This window comes from Streptomyces sp. NPDC088350 (genome assembly GCF_044753545.1).
Taxonomy (GTDB): domain Bacteria; phylum Actinomycetota; class Actinomycetes; order Streptomycetales; family Streptomycetaceae; genus Streptomyces.
Genome location: NZ_JBIVNL010000001.1, coordinates 224,926 through 241,005 on the forward strand (window position 1 = coordinate 224,926; position 16,080 = coordinate 241,005).

Genomic DNA, 16,080 nt, shown 5'->3' on the forward strand with positions numbered 1-16,080 from the left:
TCCGGGGGCGTGGCGGAGTCAGTCGGGGGCGGGCCGGAACAGCATGCCCGCCAGTTCCCGGAACACCTCCTCCGGGTCCCGCTCACCCACCGCCGCGTCCAGGTTGTGGCCCAGGAGCAGCGTCGCGAAGCCGTGGGCCAGGGACCAGGCGGCGACACCGGCGAGGCGGGTGTCGGGGCCGCGGCCCTCGGGGGGCACGGCGGAGACGGCGTGCCCCAGGGCGTCGGCGGCGAGGGCGCGGGCCGTGGTGAGTTCGAGGTCGCCGCCGCGCAACAGCTCCGGCGCGAACATCACCTGGAAGTGCGCGGGACGCTCGCGCGCGAAGCGCACGTACCGCACGCCCGCGTCCTTCAGGTCCGCCGCCTTCCCGATCGCGCCCGCCAGCAGCCCGAACCCCTCCGCAGCGATCGCGGTCAACAACCCCGTTCGATCCTTGAAGTGATGCGCGGGCGCCGCGTGCGAGACACCGGCACGGCGGGCGAGGTCGCGCAGGCTCAGCGCGGACGGGCCGTCGGCGGCGATGGCGTCGAGCGCGGCGGTGAGGATGGCGCGGCGCAGATCACCGTGGTGGTACGGGCCCTTGGCGGGCCTGGGCGCAGGTGGGTTCGCGGGCTCGGTCGTACTCATGGGCAGCAGCGTACGCCGAATCTAGGCATTGACAAGTTCGGGCGGCTCGGGCAATCTTGTCAGTGTCAAGTTGCGGGCGGCCGGGATGCGCCGAAGAGTCACGACGAGGAGTTACGCCATGTCGGAAAACGTGCGTGAAGTGGAGACCGCGACAAGCCCCACCCCCGTGGAGCCGGGCCGCGTGCGCCAGCTCTGGCACCTGCTCGAACCCCTGCACGCGGTGCTGTACTACGCGCCGGAGGTCGTCGAGGAGGCCGCCGCACTCGGATACGGCACCGAGGAGCGCTGGCCGAGCTACTTCCCGCTGCGCGCCGCCCCGTTGGGCCCGGTCGGCGGCGAGCGCGTGACCTCCGCCTTCTACAGCTTCAGCCCCCGCATGGTCGCCGAGCACATCGGCCCGGCGTGGAGCGTCGCGAGCCCGGACGCCGTACTGAAGGCGCGGCTGCGCGGAATGGACCGGGCCTACCGCGCGATATTCGGCGACCGTGTCGACAGCCCCGAGCTGGCGGAGGCCGCCGCCCTCGCCCGCCGCGCCGCAGAGTCGGCCGACACCGCGGGCCGCCCGCTCGCCGCGGCCAACGCCGAGTCGGCCTGGCCGGAGGAGCCCCACCTCCAGCTGTGGCACGCGGCGACGATCCTGCGCGAACACCGGGGCGACGGCCACCTCGCCGCCCTCCTCGTCGCCGGCCTCGACCCCGTAGAGTCCCTGGTCTCCTTCGCCGCGATCGGCGCCGCCTCCGTCCAGCGCTTCGAGAGCAGGGGCTGGAGCCCGAAGGAATGGACGGCGGCACGCGAACGGCTGGTCGCGCGCGGCGTGATAGACGACATGGGTACGGCGACGAGGGCGGGCCGCGACCTGCGCCAGGAGGTCGAACACCGCACCGACCGACTGGCCGCCGCGCCCTGGCAGTTCCTCGGCCGGACCGACACCGACCGACTCGGCGACCTGCTGGGGGAGTTCTGGGTCGCCGTACTGGGTTCCGGGCTGCTGCCCTCGGAGTCGACGTTGGGCATCGGCAAGGTCTGAAGGGGGGGCGTCTGCGGGGGGTGTTGGGGAGGGAGTGCGGGAAGGGAGTGCGAGGTGGGGGCGCCTTCACCCACTCGGTCGCGGCCATACACCCCAGTTGTGCGCCATATGCCTCCGGGCCCCATATGTCGGCGACATCTCCGCCGCTAACGTGGGCACCAGGTCACTATCCGCCCCCGCAGGGGCGGGGGCCGGGTGAACAAGGGGAGGGGCGCACGTGATGCGTCTGAGGGGTGGGGCGGCGATCGCCGTCCTGATCATGCTGTCCGTCGCGGGCTGCAAGCAGGACACCACGGGAAAGGGCGGCTCCGAGCACGAGGCGACGGCCGGCGGGAACACCGGCGGCGGCTCCGGCGGGGGCTCCGGTGGGGGCGCGGCCCTGACCGCCGCCGAGTCCCTGACGGTCAAGGGGCGGGCACCGAAGACCGGATACTCCCGCGAACGGTTCGGCACCGCCTGGGCCGACACGGACTCCAACAGCTGTGACACCAGGGACGACATCCTCAAACGGGACCTGAAGCAGGTGAAGTTCACCGGCGGCACCTGCAAGGTGTCGTACGGCGTCCTCGCATCCGATCCGTACTCCGGCAAGGAGGTCACCTACCAGCGGGGCCGCAGCCTCGTCGACATAGACCACCTCGTCGCCCTCTCCGACGCCTGGCAGAAGGGCGCCAAGTACTGGGACGCCAGCAAGCGCATAGCCCTCGCCAACGACCCCCTCAACCTCCTCACCGTCGACGCGAGCGCCAACCGCAGCAAGGGCGACGGCGACACGGCGACCTGGGTACCGCCCAACAAGGCGTACCGCTGCACCTATGTCGCCGCGCAGGTCGCCGTGAAGAAGAAGTACGGGCTGTGGGTCACCGCGGCGGAGAAGGCCGCGATGGTGAAGGTCCTCTCCACCTGCTCGGGGCAGAAGCTCCCGACGGGGGGCAACCCGACGAACGCGCCGGCCAGGTTCCACGCGAACTGAGCTGACCCGGCCGCGACTTGACTTGACGCCGGGGCGCGCTGGGGCGCCCGGTGGCGGGATGCCCGGCGCGGACGTGCCCGGCTTCGTGCCCAACGGCCTTGTGGGCGACGCCCTGTGAACGTCCAGTAGGCGCAAGCCCGTTGGGGCACCTCAGTCGCTCAGTCGGTCAGTCGGTCAGCGCGTCCAGGTCCAGGATCTTGCCGGCGGGCTTCTTCGCCGGCACGGGCTTCTCGTACTCGCCGAACGCGAGTGTCCCCGGGTCCTTGGCGGAGACGCTGTCGATGCGCAGCACATACGGCTTGCCCTCGGTCGCCACGTACAGCGTGTAGGTGTCCTTGCCGTCCTTCTCGTGCAGGACGATCGCCGGGGTGCCGTCGACGGTGGTCGTCTTCCCGCGCGTCGCGTCCGAGGTGCCGTCCTGGGCGCCGCCGAGCACCGAGCCGAGGTCGCAGAAGCTCGCGATGTCCTTGGCGTCCTTGCCCTTCGCGGACATCTTGGTCCACTTGCCGGCCATCATGTCCACGACCGCCTGGGTGTCCGCCTTGGACTCACCGTCGCTCTGCGCGCGCAGGAACGCCTCGTCGTACTTCATGTAGATGGTGTCGCCGGTCTTGATCAGCTCGGCCGTGCCCTTGCCCTTGCCGCCCATGCTCAGCGTGCCGGCGCACTCGCCCTTCTTGTTCAGCGCCATGTCGATCACGATCGTGCCGCCGCTCTCGTCGTCGGCCACATCGCCCTTCATCCGCAGCGACGCGGCACCGGTGGTGGCGGTCATGGACCGGTCGACGATCTCGCCCCCGGTCAGCCCGGCGAACGGTCCCTTCGGCGTGCTGGGCTTGCTGTCCGCCCTGTCCGCACCGGGCAGACACCCGGTGAGTCCCGCGGCGGTCACGGCGGTGAGGCAGAGAGCGGCAAGTGCGGTACGACGCATGACAGTTCCTTGATGACGAGGTGAGAGGCGAGAGGTGAGAGGTGAAGCGATGCTGAGGAGGCGAAGGGGTGGCCCGAGGCGAGGCCCGGCGAGAGGACGAGAGAACGCGAGAGGGCAAGAGAGCGAGAGGGCAAGAGAGCGAGAGGGCAAGAGAGCGGGAGAGGGCGAGAGTCAGCCCGTTTTCGTCCAGCCCTTGCAGCCCGCCGTCTTGAAGTAGGCGTCCTGGGCGCTGATCGTGACGACGGCCGTGCCGGTCACGTTGTCGTTCGCGAGGATCGAGTTCGGCCCGTGCTCGGCGTCCTTGGTGCGCTCCCAGTAGCACAGGTCATCCGTGTTGCCGCTGGACTTGTAGGTGCCGGGGGCGATGTCCACGCCGACTCTGAACATGCCGCCGTCGCCGGCCATCCTCGTGGCGGGGGAGCCCTGCGCCTTCGCGCCGACGGCCTCCCAGTCCGTGCAGCCGCTCGACTTGAAGAACTTGTCGGTGGCCTTGACGGTGACGTAACCGGTGCCGCTCACCTTGTCGTTGGCCAGCAGCGAGTCCGTGTCGCCGGAGGAGTCCTCGGCCCGCTCCCAGTAGCACACGCCGTCGGTGTTGCCGCTGCTGCGATACGTACCGGGCTCGATGTCCGAGCCGACCCGGAAGTCGCCGTCCCCCTGGAACGCGGGCTTCTTCTTCCCGGCGGTCTCTGCCGTGCCCGAGTCCTTCTTGCCGGCGGTCTTGTGCTCCGCGGGCGCCGAAGAGCCCTTGCCGCTGCCAGTGGAACCGCCGCTGTCGCCGCCGTCCCGACCGCCCCCGCCGTTGCCATTGCCGGCGTTCGCCGAGACGACCCCGATGACGACGACCCCCACGACGGCGCTCAGCGCGAGCCTGCCCTTCATGCCCATGGCTGTCCCCTCCCCGATGTGGCGACCACCTCCCCGGCGGGCGCCCGTTCGCTGGGTCAATAAGAACAGGGGCTGTGAATCGAGTCAACACGATTCACGGGTTGGGGTGTGTACACGACTGTGAAGGGTCAGATCTTGTGTGCGTCGGTATGCTCGGCGTCACAGGCGGGACGACAGGCGCGACAGCAGGCGCAATGGGGTCGGCGCAATGCGTCGGCGCGACGAGGGGAGCGGGGCCGGTGCAGGACAACGCGACAGAGGTGACCGCCGCCGGTATCGCACGGCTCGCCGGCGTGGGCCGGGCCGCCGTCAGCAACTGGCGCCGTCGCCACGCCGACTTCCCCAAACCGGTCGGCGGTACCGAGACCAGCCCCTCCTTCGCCCTCGCCGAAATCGAGTCCTGGCTGCGTGAGCAGGGCAAACTCGCCGAGGTGCCGTTGCGGGAACGGGTCTGGCAGCAACTCGTCGGCCACCCTGAAGGCCCGGTCACCGCCCTGGTGTACGCAGGCTGCGCCCTCCTGCTCATTCATGAACGCCCCACTGTCTGGCTGGACGTGAGCGCCGGTTCCGACGAGCGGTTGGCCGCGATGCTGCCGGGTGAGTTGGAGCAGGTGATCGTGCCACGCTTCGGCGCGGGGCGCGGACGCGGTGTTCACAGCGGGCGAGGGGCAAGCGCGGACGCGGCTGTGAACACCCCGAACACCCCGAACACCCCGAACGCTGTGAACTCGCCGAACGCGGTCGACCCGTCGGCCGGCACGACAACGTCACCGGCCTCCGTGAACACCGCACCGGCCGCGCCCGCTGTGAACACCGCGCCCGCTGTGCCCGCCGTGAACACCGCGCCCCCTGTGAACACGTTCCCGGCCACGAACACCGCCCCCGCTGTTCACGCACCGCCCGCCGTGAACCCGGCCTCCGCCATGAACCCCACCCCCACCACGCCCTCCACCCCCACCACGCCCTCCACCCCCACCCCCGCCGTTCACACCCCCACCGGCCCCCAGCTCCTCCCCTCCGCCCCCCTCCTCCGCGGTGCCGCCGAACTCGCCGCCGAGACGGGTGCGCGGCAGACCTTCGAGTTCCTGCTCGGGCGCCATCTCGACGCCAACCCGCGGCAGTACACGCTCACCCCGGCCGAACTCGCCCGCCTCATGGCCGAGTTGGCCGGCCCGGCCGGTACCGTGCTCGACCCTGCCTGCGGCACCGGCGCCCTGTTGCGGGCCGTCGCCCCCCGCCCCGGCCAGCAGCTGTACGCCCAGGACAACGCCCCCGAACTCGCCGCGCTCACCGCGCTCCGGCTCGCCCTGCACGCGCAGGTCACCGTGCGCGGCACGGCCGGCGACACGCTGCGCGCCGACGCGTACCCGGCGCTGCGGGCCGACGCCGTCCTGTGCCATCCGCCGTTCAACGAGCGGAACTGGGGACACGACGAACTCGCCTACGACCCCCGCTGGGAGTACGGCTTCCCGGCGCGCAACGAGTCCGAGCTGGCCTGGGTGCAGCACGCGCTGGCCCGGCTCAAGGACGGCGGCACGGCGGTGCTGCTGATGCCGCCGGCCGCGGCCTCCCGGCGTTCGGGCCGCCGTATCCGGGCCGACCTGCTGCGGCGCGGGGCGCTGAAGGCGGTCGTGGCGCTGCCGATCGGGGCGGCGCCGCCGTACAACATCCCGCTGCATCTGTGGGTGCTGCGGCGGCCGGAGCGGGCGCCCGCGCAGCCGGAGGTGCTGCTGGTGGACACCGGGCGGTTCGCCACCGAGGGGCGGGGCGGGCCGGACTGGCAGGCCGTGCGGGGGGCGGTGCTCGACGCCTGGAAGGCGTTCGACCGGGCGGGACGGTTCGACGAGGAGCCGGGGCTGGCGCGTTCCGTGCCGGTCATCGAACTCCTCGACGACGACGTCGACCTGGCCCCGGCCCGCCACCTCCCGCCCGCGACCGCGGCCGACGGCGCCGACCAGCTCACGGCCGTCCGCGAGCGGCTCGGTGAGACGCTCCGGCTGACCGCCGACCTCACCCCGCCGCCCGTCGACCACTCCGCCGACCCCGCACCGCCCACGCGCTGGCCGCTCACCACGATCGGTGAACTCGCGCGCGGGGGCGCCCTGGTGATGCGTACCGGCGGAAACGGCGGGCACGCGCGCGTGCCCGTTCTCACCGACCACGACGTCCTCGCCGGAACGGCCCCTTCCGGGATGCTCCCCGAGAGCGACGAGGAAGCCGTCCTCACCGAGCCCGGCGATGTCGTCGTCCCGGTGCTCGGCGGCGGCTCGATGGCGCGCGTCATCGACGACACGACCCGGGGCGCCGCCCTGGGCCGCAGCCTGGTGCTGCTGCGGCCCGACCCCGCGTCGCTGGACCCGTGGTTCCTCGCCGGGTTCCTGCGCGGCACCGCCAACAACCGCCAGGCCAGCAGCTACGCGTCGACGGCCACCCGACTCGACGTACGCAGGCTCCAGCTGCCGCGGCTGCCCCTGGACGAACAGCGTCGCTACGGCGCCCGGTTCCGCGCTCTGGAGGACTTCGAGCGGGCGCTGCGGCAGGCGGGCAGGCTCGGCGAGCAGCTCGTGCGCGGGATGTACGACGGGCTGACGGACGGGACGGTCGCGCCCGGCTGAGGAGTCGTGGGAGTCGTGGGAAGTGATCGGCACGACAACGGTTCGGTGCAACCCGGGACCGTTGTCCGTGTCGGCCTATACGCTCGGACCCTGCACTTACGTTCGTCCCATTCAGGTCTCCAGGAGCAGCCATGCAGGGCCAGGGCTACGCCCCGCCTCCGCCGCGTCGACCCTCGACCGCGGTGTTGGTCGTGCTGCGTGTGATCTTCGCGGCGGTGCCGATCCTCAGCATCGGATTCCTGGCGTGGGTGGCGACGCTGCGGGCCGCGATCGTGACCCGCAGGCGTGCCGACTGGTGGATCTTCGTCGGATCGTTGGTGGTCCTCGGTATCAGTTTCGCCTTCCTCAGCACCGACGACACCGACGACTTCAGCACGCCGAACGGCAACGCGGGCATGGCCATCCTGCTGTTCAACGCCGTGGCCTGCACCGCCTACTACCTGTACGCGGACATACGCCACCACCAGCCGCACCCCACCGGCTATCCGGCGCCCCCCGCCCAGGGCGTGGGCTACGGCTACCCGCAGCCCCCGTCGCCGTACGCGGCCACGTACCCGCAGGCCCCGACGGCACCCACCCCCGCGCCCAACGCCCCCGCCCCCAACACCTTCGCACCGCCGCCCCCGCAGCAGCGCCCCGCACCCGCCCGTATCGACCAAGTGCGCGCCGAGCTCGACGAGTTGAGTGACTATCTGCGCAAGCACGACGAGGGCGGACGGTGACCGTGGCGACAGGACGTGTCGTCGCCGACCGCTACGAACTGTCCACGCTCATCGGGCAGGGCGGCATGGGCCAGGTCTGGACGGCGTACGACCGGCGGCTCGACCGGCGCGTGGCGGTGAAGCTGCTGCGCCCCGACAAGGTGGCGGGCCAGGAGGCCGACGAGCTGCGCCGCCGCTTCGTGCGCGAGTGCCGGGTGACCGCGCAGGTCGACCACCCCGGCCTGGTCACGGTGCACGACGCGGGCAGCGAGGGCGAGGAGTTGTTCCTCGTCATGCAGTACGTCGACGGCGCCGACCTCTCTGACCACCTCGCCGAGCACGACCCGTACCCGTGGCAGTGGGCGGTCTCGGTCGCGGCCCAGCTGTGCGCGGTGCTGAGCGCCGTGCACGCCGTGCCGATCGTCCACCGCGACCTGAAGCCGCGCAACGTGATGGTGAAGCAGGACGGCACGGTCACCGTCCTCGACCTCGGTGTCGCCTCCGTCATGGACGCCGACACCACCCGCCTCACGCACACCGGCACGCCGATCGGCTCGCCCGCCTACATGGCCCCCGAGCAGGCGATGGGCGGGGCGGTCGGCCCGTACACCGACCTGTACGCGCTCGGTGTGCTCCTGCACGAACTCCTCAGCGGGGACGTGCCGTTCGCGGGTTCGACGGCCCTCGGCGTGCTGCACCGGCACCTGTACGAGCCGCCGGTGCCCGTCCGCCGTATCCGCCCCGAAGTCCCCGAGTCGCTGGAGGCGTTGGTCCTGCACCTCCTCGCCAAGGACCCACAGCACCGTCCCGGCTCCGCACAGGAGGTCTACGAGCGCCTGGCGCTGCTGCTGCCCGCGCGCGGGATGCCCAGCGGGGCGCCACTCGACCCGACGCGCCCGTTCCTGCGCCCGCACGCCCCCTGGCCGGACCGCGCCCGCACGTTCGCGCCGCAGCCCGCCCCGCTCGCGCCGCCCGCCGCCGAGAAGCCCGATGTCGCCGCCGCCGTCGACGAGGTCAAGCGGCTGCTCGGCGAGGGCCGTATCACGCAGGCCGTCGACATCCTCGGCGCGATCCTGCCCACGGCCGCCGAGCAGCACGGCGTGCACTCCCCGGTCGTCCGCACCCTGCGCAAGCAGTACGCGGCCACGCTCATGGACGACGGCCAGTACCGGCGCGCACTGCCCGAACTGCGCCGCCTCGCCGACGAACGCGCCGCCGAGGCCGGCCCGTCCGACCCGCAGTCCCTGCGCTACCGCTACGAGGCCGCCCAGTGTCTGGAGTCGCTCGGCGAACCGGCCGCGGCCCTCGCGGAGTACCGCGCGCTCCTGCCGTACTACGAGAACCAGTACGTGGCCGGCGACCCCGAACTCGCCCACGAGGTCCGCCGCCGCATCGGCCACCTGCTGCTCGCGCTCGGCGACCGGGGCGCGGCCCACGAGACCCTCGCCCGCCTCCTGGTCGACGTCGAACGCCGCCACGGCCCCGGACACCCGCTCGCGGGGGACATCCGACGGACGTTGCAGTGGCTGGGGCAGGTGCGGGGCTAGCGCACCGGGCAGCTAGATTCTGCTCAGCAGGAACGCTTCAGCCAACACATACCAACGCGCACCGACCAGGGGTGGGGTCTTTTATGTCCGAGCACAGGCAGTCGAAGAAGCGCAGATACATCGCCTGGGGCGTCGCCGGTGCCGCCGTCGTCGCCGGAGGCGGTATCGCCGCGCAGACCTCGATGGCAGCCACCGCCTGGCCCGCGCAGAAGACCTACACGGGCCGCGCGTTCGACACCTGCGCCGCGCCCTCCCTCGCCGCGATGAAGGCCTGGCACACCGACGGGGCCTACGGCGCCGCCGCCGTCTACATCGGCGGCAAGAACCGCGGCTGCAGCCAGCCCAACCTCACCGCCTCCTGGGTCAAGACCCTCAGCACGGTCGGCTGGAAGTTCATCCCGCTCTACGTCGGCTCGCAGCCGTCCTGCGGTTCCGGCGGCTCGGTGAAGATCAGCGCCTCCACCGCCGCGTCCGTCGGCAAGTCCGAGGCGGACGACGCGGTCGCCAAGGCCGCCGCGCTCGGCATGAAGGCCGGCAGCCCGATCTACCTGGACATGGAGTCGTACGACACGACCAACACGGCCTGCAACAACGCCGTCCTGACGTACGTGCGCGCCTTCGACAAGGAACTGCACGCCAAGATCTACCGCACCGGCTACTACGGCTTCACCAGCTCCAGCGCCAAGGCGATCGCGACCGCCACCGACAAGACGGACCTGCCGGGCAACCTCTGGTACGCGCTGTGGGACAAGACGTACACCACCACCTCGGACTGGCCCTGGGGCTCCACCCAGTTCACCAACCACAGCCGCGCCCACCAGTACCTGGTCAACAGCAAGGAGACGCGCGGCGGTTACACGATCACCGTGGACCGCGACGCGTGGGACGCGCCGGTGGCCATCACCGGCTGAGCCCCACGCGCGCGTGCCCCGTGCGTGCCGGTGCCCGAAGTCCCGGTGAATCGTTGGTCGAATGGGTTGGCCACAGGCGACCCACTGCCTAACATCGATCACCGCAAGACTTTGTGCACCGTCGCACAATCTCCTCAGGAGGCTCCCTTGCACAGCCGCCGTCGCACCGCGCTCGTCCTCACCGCCGTGATCGCCGCTACGGCACCCGCCCTGACCGCCTGCGGAAGCGACGCGCATCCGGGCGCGGCGGCCGTCGTGGGCGGGCAGCGCATCACCGTCGGGCAACTGCAGAGCAGGGTCAACGAGGTGCGCACGGCCCAGCGGGCGGCCGTACAGGACCAGGCACAGTACGAGCGGGCCATCGCCACCACCGGGGGTCTCACCCGCGAGACGCTCTACGGCATGGTCTTCGACAAGGTCGTGCACCGCGCCGCGCAGGACGCCGGAGTCACGGTCACCCGCAAGGACATCCAGGACATGCGGGCAGGCCTCGCCCAGCAGGCGGGCGGTTCCAAGGCCCTGGAGGCGACCTGGCTCGCCCAGTACGGCGTCCCCCCGAAGCGCCTCGACGAGAACCTCCGCCTCCAGGTCGAGGGCCGCAAACTCGCCGCCCGGCTCGGCACCGACACCAGCCAGCCCGCCTTCTGGAAGGCCCTCTCCACCGCCTCCAAGGAACTCCACGTCGACCTCAACCCGCGCTACGGCACGTGGGACGTGGAGAAGAGCAGCCGGGTGGACGCCAAGACGCCGTGGGTACGGGAAGTCACCGCGACGCAGAGCCGGCAGTCGGCGTAACGGTACGGCGGGCACGATGCCCGCACGCTGATCACCGGCCTGTGGATAACTTGAGGGGCTGTCGGCGGCGTGGGTTACGTTCGGAGGGTGAACGCAACCAGTGCCAGCCCCGCTCCCGAGGGCACCCCCGCCCCCACCCCCGGCCGCGTCGTCCTGCTCACCACCAGCCACCGCGTCGCCCCCGGCCTGCTGTCCTGGCCCGCCTGGCAGGCGCTGCGCGACGCCGACCGAGTGCTGTGCGCGGACGGTACGCATCCGCAGCTGCCGTATCTGCAGGAGGCCGGGATACAGGTGGACGAGGCGTCCCCGACCGCCGAGGAACTGGTCGCGGCCTGCGCGGGCGGCCACACGGTGGTCGTGATCGCGTCGGGCGAGGGCGAACCCGCCCTCACCGACGGCCTGGCCCGCCTCGCCGGCTCCGGCCGGGTCCAGATGCCCGAGCTGGAACTCCTCCCCGCCTCCTACGACCTGCCGGGCGCCCGCCTCCTCGACCTCGTCCAGGTCATGGACCGCATCCGCGCCGAGTGCCCGTGGTCCTCCCAGCAGACCCACAAGGGCCTCGCGAAGTACGGCATCGAGGAGGCGTACGAACTCGTCGAGGCGATCGAGGACGGCGACCGCGACGAACTGCGCGAGGAGCTGGGCGACGTCCTGCTCCAGGTCGTCTTCCACGCCCGCATCGCCGAGGAGGACCCCGACACCCCCTTCTCCGTCGACGACGTGGCCGCCGGCATCGTCACCAAGCTGATCCACCGCCACCCGCACGTCTTCGGTGATGAAACCGCGTCGACTCCCGAGGAGGTCAAGGCGCATTGGCTGCGCACGAAGGCCGAGGAGAAGCGCCGCACCTCCGTCACCGAGGGCGTCCCGATGGGCCAGCCCGGCCTCGCCCTCGCGGCGAAGCTGGCATCACGCGTGCGGACGGCGGGACTTGAGGTGCCGCTGCCGAGAGGCGACGACGGCATCGGGTACGAGTTGCTGGCGTTGGCGGTGCGGGCGGAGGCGGACGGGGTCGATCCGGAGGCGGCGTTGCGGGCGGCGGGGCGGGCTTATCGGGATGCGATCAGGGAGAGGGAGAGGGAGAGGGAGAGGGAGAGGGAGAGGGAGACGGGTACGGGTACGGGGACCGAAGGCTGACCACGACGTCTGCCGTCTGCCGCCGTCGAGGAGGGCCGGGGCGCGTCCTCGACGGCGGCGGTCAGGCCGACGCCGCCCGGCGTCCGGTCCTGGCCCGACGGTCCGGCCCTACTTCAGGTGCCGGGTGAAGAACTGGGTCGCGGAGTCCCCGGCGAACTGCGGGACGCCGGTGTGCCCGCCCATGTTGGCGTGCAGGGACTTCTCCTCGGAGCCGAAGGCGTCGAACAGGTCCAGGGCCGCCTGCCGGTCGTTGCCCTCGTCGTCCCACTGCAGCAGGACGTGCAGGGGAATGGTGACCCGGCGGGCCTCCTCGAACATGGCGCGAGGCACGAGACTCCCGGCGAAGAGACCGACGGCCACGATGCGCGGCTCGACCAGCGCGAGCCGGATTCCGATGGAGATCACTCCCCCCGAGTACCCGACCGGGCCGCCGATCTCGGGCAGCGACAGGAGGGCGTCCAGGGCGGCCCGCCATTCCGGGACCGCCCTGTCGACCAGCGGCAGGACGAGGGCGTCGACGATCTCGTCGCTGACCGGCCCGCCGGCCTCCATCGCCCGGCGAAGGGCGGCGCGGGCCTGCTCGGCGGCGTCCCAGCGGGGCCGGTCGCCGCTCCCGGGGAGCTCGATGGTGGCCGTGGCGAAACCCTCCGCGGCGGCCTGCCGGGCCCGTGCCACCAGCCGGGGGTACATCCTGCGCAGTCCGAGCGGGGGGTGGCCGAGCAGGATCAGCGGCGCCGGTGAGGAGGAGGATGCGGGCGTCCACAGGATGCCGGGGATCTCGCCGAGGGTGAATTCGCGTGCGAGGACGCCGTCGTCGAGGCGTTGTTCGGAAGTGAAGCGCATGGTCATGCCTTTCGGGAGCGCTCGGAGCGGCGCTCCCGGACGACCTATCGCCCGGCCGTGACCCCGGAGGGGAGCACCCACGTCGATACTGTGTCCACGGGTACCACCTCCTCGTTCTCTCGCACGGCCTCCCGGAAAGTAGCAGCGGTCGCCGTGGCCCGCCAACGGGTTTTCGCGCGCCGGGACGTACGCACGACGTACGTATGTAGAGGGGCCCGTCCGGTACGGACGGGGGTGGCGAATCCGCCGGCGGCCGGGGCCCAGTTCCGCGAATGTGACACTCCCGGTGGGAAGTGTCACATTTTCGGCGACAGCATCCAGGACCCCCGGCACGCACTCACGGTGACCCGGATCGCCGAGGCGGAATCGGCCCACGGCATCCGATGCGGAGGAGCCCCTCCATGTACCGGAGGAGCACTTCCGCCCGCTGCATAAAGTCGGGCCATGCACCACGACGAGCCCCGCGCCGCCCCCGAACTCTTCACCTGGGAGTTCGCCACCGACCCCTACCCCGCCTACGCCTGGCTCCGCGAGCACGACCCCGTGCACAGGACGCGGCTCCCCAGCGGGGTCGAGGCCTGGCTGGTCACCCGGCACGCCGACGCCAAGCAGGCCCTCGCCGACCCGCGCCTCTCCAAGAACCCCGCGCACCACGACGAACCGGCGCACGCCAAGGGCAAGACCGGTATCCCGGGCGAACGCAAGGCCGAGTTGATGACGCATCTGCTCAACATCGACCCGCCGGACCACACCCGCCTGCGCCGGCTGGTCAGCAAGGCGTTCACGCCCCGCCGGGTGGCCGAATTCGCCCCGCGCGTGCAGGAGTTGACGAACGACCTCATCGACCGCTTCGCGCGGACCGGTTCCGCCGACCTCATCCACGACTTCGCCTTCCCGCTCCCCATCTACGCCATCTGCGACCTGCTCGGCGTCCCCCGCGAGGACCAGGACGACTTCCGCGACTGGGCGGGCATGATGCTGCGACATACAAAAGCAGGCCACGGCGGCGGACCGCGGGGCGGGGTCGCCCGGTCCGTGAAGAAGATGCGCGACTATCTCGCCGACCTCATCCACCGCAAGCGCGAGGCCCTCCCCGACAGCCCGGAACCCCTCCCCGGCGAGGACCTCATCTCCGGCCTCATCCGCGCCTCCGACCACGGCGAACACCTCACCGAGAACGAGGCCGCCGCCATGGCCTTCATCCTGCTCTTCGCCGGGTTCGAGACGACCGTCAACCTCATCGGCAACGGCACCTACGCCCTCCTCACCCACCCCGAGCAGCGCGCCCGCCTCCAGAAGTCCCTGGCCGCCGGCGAACACGGCCTCCTCGAAACCGGCGTCGAGGAACTCCTGCGCTACGACGGCCCGGTGGAGCTGGCGACCTGGCGCTTCGCCACCCGCCCCCTCACCCTCGGCGGACAGGACATCGCGGCCGGCGACCCCGTACTCGTCGTCCTGGCCGCCGCGGACCGCGATCCGGAACGGTTCGCCGATCCCGACGTCCTCGATCTGGGACGGCGTGACAATCAACACCTCGGCTACGGCCACGGCATCCACTACTGCCTCGGCGCCCCGCTCGCCCGCCTGGAGGGCCAGACCGCGCTCGCCACCCTCCTCACCCGCCTCCCCGACCTCCAACTCGCCGCGGACCCGGCCGACTTGCGCTGGCGCGGCGGGCTCATCATGCGCGGACTGCGCACCCTGCCCGTGGAGTTCACCCCCGAGCGGGCACTCCGCCCCGGTGAACCCGAACCTGAACCCGCAATCCCACCCCGTAAACCCGAAGATGACACTTCCTCAACTCTGTGATCTTCACGTGATCTACGTGGCATTGACTTGTGACAAGTGATCGAGTGCGGCTACGTTCACGTACCAGCGCGGCGCCCCGCACCACCCGCCGCGCGGTCCCCCCGCCGTCACGCGAAAGGCCTCCGCATGCTCTCCGGGAACGGTCGTCACCGTCGCCCCCGTCAGGCTCCGGCACTCCTCGTCGCGGCCGGCGTCACCGGCTCCGCCATCGCCATCCCGCTCCTCGGCGCCGCCGCCGCGAACGCCGCCGACGGCACCACCTGGGACAAGGTGGCCCAGTGCGAGAGCGGCGGCTCGTGGAGCGAGAACAGTGGCAACGGCTACTACGGCGGCCTGCAACTGTCCCAGGACGACTGGAGCAAGTACGGCGGCCTCGACTACGCCCCGAGCGCCGACCTGGCCAGCCGCTCCCAGCAGATAGCCGTCGCCGAGAAGATCCTCGACGACCGGGGCACCTCGCCCTGGATGACCTGCTCCCTGCTCTCCGGTCTCACCACGACCTCGGGTTCGACGAACGTCGACACGGGCGTCGCGAGCGACTCGCCGTCGACCGGCACGACGGACTCCTCCGGCTCGACGGACTCCTCCGGCTCGACGGACTCCTCCCCTTCCTCGGCGTCCTCCGGACTGTCCGACTCCAGCAACACGGACTCGACTTCGTCCGATACGTCCGACTCCTCCACCGGCGACCCGTCGAGCAGCCCCTCGCCCGCCGCGACGAAGGACTCCGCGAGCTCCGCCAAGTCCGACAAGTCCGCCGCCCCTTCCGTGAGCGACGACTCGGCGACCGCATCTCCGAAACTCGATGAATCGGACAACTCGGCGCAGGCGGCGGGCAAGTGGAGCCTCGTCGACACCGGTGCGCTCGGGAGTGGGTCGAGCGCAGGCAAGCACCGCGGAGCCGGTGCCGAGGAAGGCGTCACGGCGCAGACGTACACGGTCCGCGCCGGTGACTCCCTCGCGTCCATCGCCGACTCCCTTGGCTACGACGGCGGATGGCGTGCGCTCTACGCCGAGAACAAAAAGGTGATAGGCGCCGATCCGACCCGGATCGCCGCCGGTCAGACCTTGGACGTCGGTACGGAAACGGGCGAAAAGTAGCAGGAGGGCAGCGGGAGTTCACGTCACGCTTCGCGTCGAATGTCCGGTTTGATCAAAGTGTGGGATGAGTCTCAGAAGCCCTGATCGTCTTTGAAATTCCGCCGATTCCGTGTCTACGGTCAAGGCCGCTCGTCACCACGAGCCCCGGCTGCCGCACACGCCGAGTCCTGCCAGC

General features: G+C 71.5%; 14 protein-coding genes. 10 read left to right on the forward strand and 4 right to left on the reverse strand.

All coding sequences use genetic code 11. From position 1 onward, the window contains the following. Positions 1-18: 18 nt before the first annotated feature. Positions 19-627, reverse strand: a complete 609-nt coding sequence (locus ACIQBL_RS01040) for a TetR/AcrR family transcriptional regulator (RefSeq protein ID WP_401935434.1) — start codon at positions 625-627, stop codon at positions 19-21. Positions 628-745: 118 nt separating this feature from the next. Between ACIQBL_RS01040 and ACIQBL_RS01045 the strand changes: the two genes are divergently transcribed. Then, on the forward strand, positions 746-1,654 hold the full coding sequence (locus ACIQBL_RS01045) for a hypothetical protein (protein ID WP_401935436.1): 909 nt from the start codon (positions 746-748) through the stop codon (positions 1,652-1,654). Between the two features lie 220 nt (positions 1,655-1,874). Beyond that, positions 1,875-2,627: an HNH endonuclease family protein gene (locus tag ACIQBL_RS01050; protein ID WP_401935438.1), complete on the forward strand. Its 753-nt coding sequence runs from the start codon at positions 1,875-1,877 to the stop codon at positions 2,625-2,627. A gap of 166 nt (positions 2,628-2,793) precedes the next feature. On the opposite strand, the gene ACIQBL_RS01055 is transcribed toward ACIQBL_RS01050, so the two are convergent. Together ACIQBL_RS01055 and ACIQBL_RS01060 are read right to left on the reverse strand one after the other, a co-directional pair. Continuing rightward, positions 2,794-3,558 (reverse strand): hypothetical protein, encoded by a 765-nt coding sequence (locus ACIQBL_RS01055; RefSeq protein WP_401935440.1) that lies wholly within the window; start codon positions 3,556-3,558, stop codon positions 2,794-2,796. Between the two features lie 171 nt (positions 3,559-3,729). Beyond that, entirely contained in the window at positions 3,730-4,446 is a 717-nt protein-coding gene (locus tag ACIQBL_RS01060) for a hypothetical protein (RefSeq protein WP_401935442.1), read from the reverse strand. 239 nt (positions 4,447-4,685) lie between these two features. Between ACIQBL_RS01060 and ACIQBL_RS01065 the strand changes: the two genes are divergently transcribed. From ACIQBL_RS01065 to ACIQBL_RS01090, 6 genes are all read left to right on the forward strand, one after another. Further along, positions 4,686-7,061: an N-6 DNA methylase gene (locus tag ACIQBL_RS01065; RefSeq protein ID WP_401935444.1), complete on the forward strand. Its 2,376-nt coding sequence runs from the start codon at positions 4,686-4,688 to the stop codon at positions 7,059-7,061. Positions 7,062-7,192: 131 nt separating this feature from the next. Next, positions 7,193-7,783, forward strand: coding sequence for a hypothetical protein (locus ACIQBL_RS01070; protein WP_401935446.1), 591 nt, complete (start codon positions 7,193-7,195; stop codon positions 7,781-7,783). 38 nt (positions 7,784-7,821) lie between these two features. After that, positions 7,822-9,309 carry a protein kinase gene (locus tag ACIQBL_RS01075; protein ID WP_401936968.1) on the forward strand — a complete coding sequence of 496 codons (1,488 nt, stop codon included), beginning with the start codon at positions 7,822-7,824 and terminating at the stop codon, positions 9,307-9,309. An 83-nt stretch (positions 9,310-9,392) separates the two neighbouring features. Continuing rightward, positions 9,393-10,220 carry a glycoside hydrolase domain-containing protein gene (locus tag ACIQBL_RS01080; protein ID WP_401935447.1) on the forward strand — a complete coding sequence of 276 codons (828 nt, stop codon included), beginning with the start codon at positions 9,393-9,395 and terminating at the stop codon, positions 10,218-10,220. A 147-nt stretch (positions 10,221-10,367) separates the two neighbouring features. After that, entirely contained in the window at positions 10,368-11,015 is a 648-nt protein-coding gene (locus ACIQBL_RS01085) for a SurA N-terminal domain-containing protein (RefSeq protein ID WP_401935449.1), read from the forward strand. Between the two features lie 87 nt (positions 11,016-11,102). Continuing rightward, the gene (locus ACIQBL_RS01090; protein WP_401935450.1) at positions 11,103-12,152 is read left to right on the forward strand and encodes a nucleoside triphosphate pyrophosphohydrolase; all 1,050 of its coding nucleotides are present in this window, start codon (positions 11,103-11,105) and stop codon (positions 12,150-12,152) included. A gap of 108 nt (positions 12,153-12,260) precedes the next feature. Here ACIQBL_RS01090 and ACIQBL_RS01095 read toward each other — a convergent pair whose 3' ends face one another. Further along, positions 12,261-12,995 (reverse strand): alpha/beta hydrolase, encoded by a 735-nt coding sequence (locus ACIQBL_RS01095; RefSeq protein ID WP_401935452.1) that lies wholly within the window; start codon positions 12,993-12,995, stop codon positions 12,261-12,263. A 444-nt stretch (positions 12,996-13,439) separates the two neighbouring features. Between ACIQBL_RS01095 and ACIQBL_RS01100 the strand changes: the two genes are divergently transcribed. Both ACIQBL_RS01100 and ACIQBL_RS01105 read left to right on the forward strand, forming a co-directional pair. Continuing rightward, positions 13,440-14,804 carry a cytochrome P450 gene (locus ACIQBL_RS01100; protein WP_401935454.1) on the forward strand — a complete coding sequence of 455 codons (1,365 nt, stop codon included), beginning with the start codon at positions 13,440-13,442 and terminating at the stop codon, positions 14,802-14,804. A 126-nt stretch (positions 14,805-14,930) separates the two neighbouring features. Further along, the gene (locus ACIQBL_RS01105) at positions 14,931-15,905 is read left to right on the forward strand and encodes a transglycosylase family protein (protein WP_401935455.1); all 975 of its coding nucleotides are present in this window, start codon (positions 14,931-14,933) and stop codon (positions 15,903-15,905) included. The last annotated feature ends 175 nt before the right edge of the window (positions 15,906-16,080 follow it).

Bases quoted from the DNA above. Each gene is read 5' to 3' on its own strand.
- ACIQBL_RS01100 (WP_401935454.1), top strand. From the start codon at position 13,440: ATGCACCACGACGAGCCCCGCGCCGCCCCCGAACTCTTCACCTGGGAG.
- ACIQBL_RS01045 (WP_401935436.1), top strand. From the start codon at position 746: ATGTCGGAAAACGTGCGTGAAGTGGAGACCGCGACAAGCCCCACCCCC.
- ACIQBL_RS01040 (WP_401935434.1), bottom strand. From the start codon at position 627: ATGAGTACGACCGAGCCCGCGAACCCACCTGCGCCCAGGCCCGCCAAG.
- ACIQBL_RS01055 (WP_401935440.1), bottom strand. From the start codon at position 3,558: ATGCGTCGTACCGCACTTGCCGCTCTCTGCCTCACCGCCGTGACCGCC.
- ACIQBL_RS01095 (WP_401935452.1), bottom strand. From the start codon at position 12,995: ATGCGCTTCACTTCCGAACAACGCCTCGACGACGGCGTCCTCGCACGC.
- ACIQBL_RS01105 (WP_401935455.1), top strand. From the start codon at position 14,931: ATGCTCTCCGGGAACGGTCGTCACCGTCGCCCCCGTCAGGCTCCGGCA.
- ACIQBL_RS01080 (WP_401935447.1), top strand. From the start codon at position 9,393: ATGTCCGAGCACAGGCAGTCGAAGAAGCGCAGATACATCGCCTGGGGC.
- ACIQBL_RS01070 (WP_401935446.1), top strand. From the start codon at position 7,193: ATGCAGGGCCAGGGCTACGCCCCGCCTCCGCCGCGTCGACCCTCGACC.
- ACIQBL_RS01050 (WP_401935438.1), top strand. From the start codon at position 1,875: ATGCGTCTGAGGGGTGGGGCGGCGATCGCCGTCCTGATCATGCTGTCC.
- ACIQBL_RS01060 (WP_401935442.1), bottom strand. From the start codon at position 4,446: ATGGGCATGAAGGGCAGGCTCGCGCTGAGCGCCGTCGTGGGGGTCGTC.